This is a genomic window from Microbacterium sp. HSID17254 (assembly GCF_003989315.1).
GTDB lineage: Bacteria > Actinomycetota > Actinomycetes > Actinomycetales > Microbacteriaceae > Microbacterium.
On the sequence record NZ_RBLT01000108.1, the window covers coordinates 1 to 1,126 of the forward strand.

Here is a 1,126-nt window from a genome sequence, read left to right on the forward strand (position 1 = left end):
TTAGCTACTACCAGGTAGAAAGGAGCGGACGTAAATGGAGATTGCGGAGATGCTCCTCCGCCTGGGCGCTGGTGTCGGGCTGGGTACACTTATTGGGTTCGAGCGCCAGTACCGCGCCCGGATGGCTGGGTTGCGTACTAACGCCCTCGTGGCGGCAGGTGCGGCGTTGCTTGTGTTGTTACCTGCATACGGAGTCGCCGGGAGCACCGCTGATCCGCCCAGGGGTGCGGCGCAGCTCCTGCCCGGCATTCGGTTTCCCGGCCCCGGAGTGGTCCTGGGACACGTTCTGCCCGTCCGCCGGCTGCAACCTCCTTCCCCCATGTGCAGCTCGGGTGCGGTGGGCTCGCTGGCTGGCGCCGGGCTCTACGAGAGCGCGGTGGCTGGGACGGTGGTGGTGGTGGTGGTCAACGTGGTGCTGCGTCCGTTGGGTGGGGTGGTGGACCGCCGGCCGGACACTGGGCGGGAGGCACCGACGAGGGACACGTTCCGCGACGTTACCCAAGATAAGAGTGAAGCACACGTGCGGAACCTGTTGGTGCAGGACCTGTCCCGCACTGACTTTGCGTTGCAGTCGGTTGAGAGCAGGAACGCTGGCGCCGTCAACTTGGTGGAGGTATGTGCGGCGCTGACCGCCGAGCAACGCGATGACAAACAGATGGAGGCTGCTGTCAGCCGACTATCCCTTGAGCCATCGGTGACCAGCGTCCGCTGGCAGGTTGACGACCGCTACTCCGGCCGCGACGAGTAAGACAGGTAGTCCGCGATGTCCTCACTAGGCATATTCTTTCCCGCCCGCGGGGTTCTTACCCATCCCGGCCGCACCGCTGCCGACGTAATCGTGTGTCGCGGAGCTGCTGTCCTGTTCTGGCTGAGTGTGCGGCTTGCTTACGGCACATCAGCGCATTGGGAGCCAGAAACCGCACAGCTCGCCGTGTCCACCGATCCGTCTCACCTGCCGTACTGCGCGGGGCGTTCGCTGCGACGGATGGTCGCCGCGCTCGCGGTCTCGGGGATCTGCACCTTCGTTGACGCTACGGCTGCGGCGCGGGTGCGGAGTGCAGATAAGGTGATGCTACCCATTCTAGACATTCTCCAGTCTGTTCCGGTCCTGGGCTTCCTCGCGGCT

General features: G+C 64.8%; 1 protein-coding gene. It reads left to right on the top strand.

The genetic code is table 11. The features are described from left to right. Nucleotides 1–34 precede the first annotated feature (34 nt). Entirely contained in the window at nt 35–748 is a 714-nt protein-coding gene (locus tag D8M34_RS17980; protein WP_126894705.1) for an MgtC/SapB family protein, read from the top strand. Nucleotides 749–1,126 lie beyond the last annotated feature (378 nt).